Consider the following 3,959-nt stretch of genomic DNA (forward strand, 5'->3'; position numbering starts at 1 on the left):
CCGGCGGCGTTGAAGAAGGCGAGGATCAGCCAAAGCACGGAATGGACGGGGTTGCGGGCAGCGATCGTCATCACCCCCGAGGCGATGACGAGAGTCGCGAACAGGTAGAAGACGAAGACCTGGATCACTCGACCGTTCCGAAGCGCCGCCGAAACCCGGCGCGAGCCGGGGTCCAGCACGAAAATGGGACCTGAACCCCGACCTTGGCCGGGGACCTAAAGGGATGCTCGCGGGCCATTATCTATACGGCGCATCGGCGGCAAGGTTCGCGGCGATGGCGCGCTCCCACTTGTCCCCGTTGGCGAGCAGCTTGGCCTTGTCGTAGAGCAGCTCCTCGCGGGTTTCGGTGGCGTATTCGAAGTTCGGCCCCTCGACGATCGCGTCGACCGGGCAGGCTTCCTGGCAGAACCCGCAGTAGATGCACTTGGTCATGTCGATGTCGTAGCGGGTGGTGCGGCGGCTGCCGTCCTCGCGCGGCTCGCTCTCGATGGTGATCGCCTGCGCCGGGCACACCGCCTCGCACAGCTTGCAGGCGATGCAGCGCTCCTCGCCGTTCGGATAGCGGCGCAGGGCATGCTCGCCGCGGAAGCGCGGCGACTGCGGATTGCGCTCGAACGGATAGTTCACGGTGGCCTTGGGCCGCGCCATGTATTTCAGCGACAGGCCGACCGCGCCGATCACGTCGATCAGCATGGCGCCCTTCGCGGCCTGGAGGAGACGGGTCAGCATCAGTCTTTCTCTCCGGACACGCCGCGGCAAAGCTCTTCCTTGCGCGGGTCCTCATCCTTGGTGATGCGGCACAGGCGTTCGCGTTCGGCCTGCTGGCGCTCGATCGCTTCCTGCCGGCGCTGCCATTGGGCCGCGGAGACCGGTTCCGGCTCGTAGGTCGGGATGGCGCAGGCGGCGGTCGACACCGCGACGCCCATCACCATCAGGGTCAGGAGCCGGCTCATGCGCCCACCCCGAACACCCGCCAGGCGGCGACCACCACCACGGCCACCAGCGAGGTCGGCAGGAAGATCTTCCAGCCCAGCCGCATGAGCTGATCGTAGCGGTAGCGCGGCACGAAGGCCTTCACCATGGCGATCATGGCGAACCAGAAGATGATCTTGGTGAAGAAGACCAGGAAGTAGAACAGGTTGGCTACGAACTCGGGCCAGTCGTTGAGGAAGTCCGTCGGGAAGCCCGGGTGCCAGCCGCCGAAGAACAGCAGGCTGATCATGGCGCACATGAAGACGATGTTGGCGTATTCGCCGATCATGAACAGCAGGTACGGCGTCGAGCTGTATTCCACCTGGTAGCCGGCCACGAGCTCCGACTCCGCCTCGGGCAGGTCGAACGGCGGACGGTTGGTCTCGGCCAGGGCCGAGACGAAGAAGATGATCGCCATCGGGAACATCACCACGATGGTCGGCAGGGTGGCGAGACCGCCGCCGAAGGCGAACCAGTTCCAGACCCAGCCGCCCTGCTGGGTGACGATCTGGGTCAGGTTCATCGTTCCCGACAGCAGGATGACGTTGATGATCACCAGGCCGATGGAGACCTCGTAGGACACCATCTGCGCCGCCGAACGCAGCGAGCCGAGGAACGGGTACTTCGAGTTCGAAGCCCAGCCGCCCATGATGATGCCGTAGACGCCCAGCGAGCTGATGGCGAAGATGTAGAGGATGCCGACGTTCAGGTCGGAGATGACCCAGCCCGGGGCGAACGGGATCGCCGCCCAGGCGATGAAGGCCAGGACGAAGGTCAGCAGCGGGGCCAGCAGGAAGATCACCTTGTCGGCGCCCGCCGGGACGACGATCTCCTTCAGCACGAATTTGAAGAAGTCGGCGAACGACTGCAGCAGGCCGAACGGGCCCACGACGTTGGGCCCTTTGCGCATCTGCACGCCGGCCCAGATCTTCCGGTCGGCCAGCAGCAGGAAGGCGAGCGAGATCAGGATGCCGACGGTGACGAGCAGGATGCCGCCGGCGGTGGCGAGGGTCCATCCCAGGGGCGTGGTCCAGAAGTCCATCGGGCCTTACTCCGCCGCCATCGCGACCGGGGCCGTCCGCAGGGCGGACAGCTCGGCCATGGTCACGCTGGCGCGCGCGATCGGGTTGTTGAGATACGGGTCGCGGACCGCGGAACGGAAGGCCACGTCGCCGAGGTCGCCCTTTTTGCCGAGGCTCGCCACGTCGAACGACGCCGCCGGCGGCAGATAGTCGATGCGGCCGAAGGTCGGGTGATCGGCCATCAGCTTCGAGCGCAGAGCCTCGAGCGTGTCATACGGCAGTGTCTGCCCCACCAGCGCCGACAGGGCGCGCAGGATGGCCCAGTCCTCCTTCGCCTGACCCTTGGGGAAGACGGCGCGTTCGGCCATCTGCACCCGGCCCTCGGTGTTGACGTAGAGACCGGGCTTCTCGGTGTAGGCTGCGCCCGGCAGGATGACATCGGCGCCGTGCGCGCCGCGGTCGCCATGGCTGCCCAGATAGACGCGGAACGCCCCGGACTTCGACAGGTCGATCTCGTCGGCGCCCAGCAGGAACAGCAGGTCCAGCGCGCCCTTCCCGGCCATCTGCGCCGCGGTCAGCCCGCCCTCGCCGGGCACGAAGCCCATGTCGAGGCCGGCCACGCGCGAGGCGGCGCTGTGCAGCACGTTGAAGCCGTTCCAGCCCTCGCCGACCACGCCGACCTTCTTCGCCAGCGCGCCCAGCGCGTTCAGCACCGCCGGTCCGTTGTCGCCGGTCAGCGCGCCAGACCCGACGATGATCGCCGGCCGCTCGGCCTTCGTCAGGAAGTCCATCGCCGCCTTGGGCAGCTTGGCCAGCGTCTTCGAGCCGGCGCCGAGCCAGCTGTGGTCGAAGGTCAGGTTGACCTGCTCGCCGATCACCCCGACTTCGGTCTTGCCCGTCAGCCAGGCCTTGCGCAGGCGCGCGTTCAGCAGCGGCGCCTCGGTGCGGGGATTGGCCCCGACGATCAGGATGGCGTCCGCCTTTTCAATGCCTTGCAGGCCGGAGTTGAACAGCCATCCCTCGCGCGGACCATATCCTACGGCGGCCCCGTCCTGGCGGCAGTCGGTGTTGGCCGAGCCCAGGGCGCGGAACAGGTCCAGCGCCGCCTTCATCGATTCCGCGTCCTGAAGGTCGCCGGCGACGACGCCGATCCTCTCCGGCTTCGCGGCCTTGATCCGGTCCGCCACGACGCCGAGCGCCTCTTCCCACGAGGCCACGCGCAGCTTGCCGTTCTCGCGCACATAGGGCCGGTCGAGGCGCTGGCGCTGCAGGCCGTCGACGGCGTAACGGCTGATGTCCGACAGCCACTCCTCGTTGACGCCCTCGTTGACGCGCGGCAGCACGCGCATGACCTCGGCGCCCCGGGCGTCGACGCGGATGTTCGAGCCCAGCGCGTCCATGACGTCGATCGACTCGGTCTTCTTCAGCTCCCACGGCCGGTAGTGGTACTGCCAGGGCCGGTGGGTCAGGGCGCCGACGGGGCACAGGTCGTTGACGTTGCCCGACAGCTCCGAGTCGATGTTCTTCTCGAGATAGGTCGTGATCTCGGCGTCCTCGCCGCGCGAGATCATGCCGATGTCCGGGACGCCCGCGACCTCGGTGATGAAGCGGACGCAACGGGTGCACTGGATGCACCGCGTCATGAAGGTCTTCACCGTCGGACCCATGTTCTTTTCTTCGACGGCGCGCTTGTTCTCGGCGTAACGAGAGCCGTCGCGGCCGTAGCCCATGGCCTGGTCCTGCAGGTCGCACTCGCCGCCCTGGTCGCAGATCGGGCAGTCCAGCGGATGGTTGATGAGCAGGAACTCCATCACCCCTTCGCGCGCCTTCTTGACCATCGGCGTGTCGGTGAAGATCTCCTGGCCCTCGGCGGCCGGCAGGGCGCACGACGCCTGCGGTTTCGGCGGCCCGGGCTTCACCTCGACCAGGCACATGCGGCAGTTGCCGGCGATCGACAGCCGCTCG

The 3,959-nt window shown here is 67.4% G+C and carries 4 protein-coding genes; all 4 read right to left on the bottom strand.

What is annotated here, in order from left to right:
- Positions 1-237: 237 nt before the first annotated feature.
- Positions 238-729 (bottom strand): NADH-quinone oxidoreductase subunit NuoI, encoded by a 492-nt coding sequence (gene nuoI / locus VGD32_RS01595; protein ID WP_331030152.1) that lies wholly within the window; start codon positions 727-729, stop codon positions 238-240.
- Complete coding sequence (locus VGD32_RS01600) at positions 729-953, bottom strand: hypothetical protein (protein WP_331030153.1); 225 nt, start codon at positions 951-953, stop codon at positions 729-731. The genes nuoI and VGD32_RS01600 overlap by 1 nt, the downstream gene beginning before the upstream one ends.
- The gene (nuoH, locus tag VGD32_RS01605; protein ID WP_331030154.1) at positions 950-2,014 is read right to left on the bottom strand and encodes an NADH-quinone oxidoreductase subunit NuoH; all 1,065 of its coding nucleotides are present in this window, start codon (positions 2,012-2,014) and stop codon (positions 950-952) included. The genes VGD32_RS01600 and nuoH overlap by 4 nt, the downstream gene beginning before the upstream one ends.
- A 6-nt stretch (positions 2,015-2,020) precedes the next feature.
- Positions 2,021-3,959, bottom strand: a 1,939-nt coding sequence (gene nuoG / locus VGD32_RS01610; protein WP_331030155.1) for an NADH-quinone oxidoreductase subunit NuoG, incomplete at its 5' end; no start/stop codon positions are given.

Origin of the sequence: Brevundimonas sp., from assembly GCF_036402095.1 — a bacterium.
Taxonomy (GTDB): domain Bacteria; phylum Pseudomonadota; class Alphaproteobacteria; order Caulobacterales; family Caulobacteraceae; genus Brevundimonas.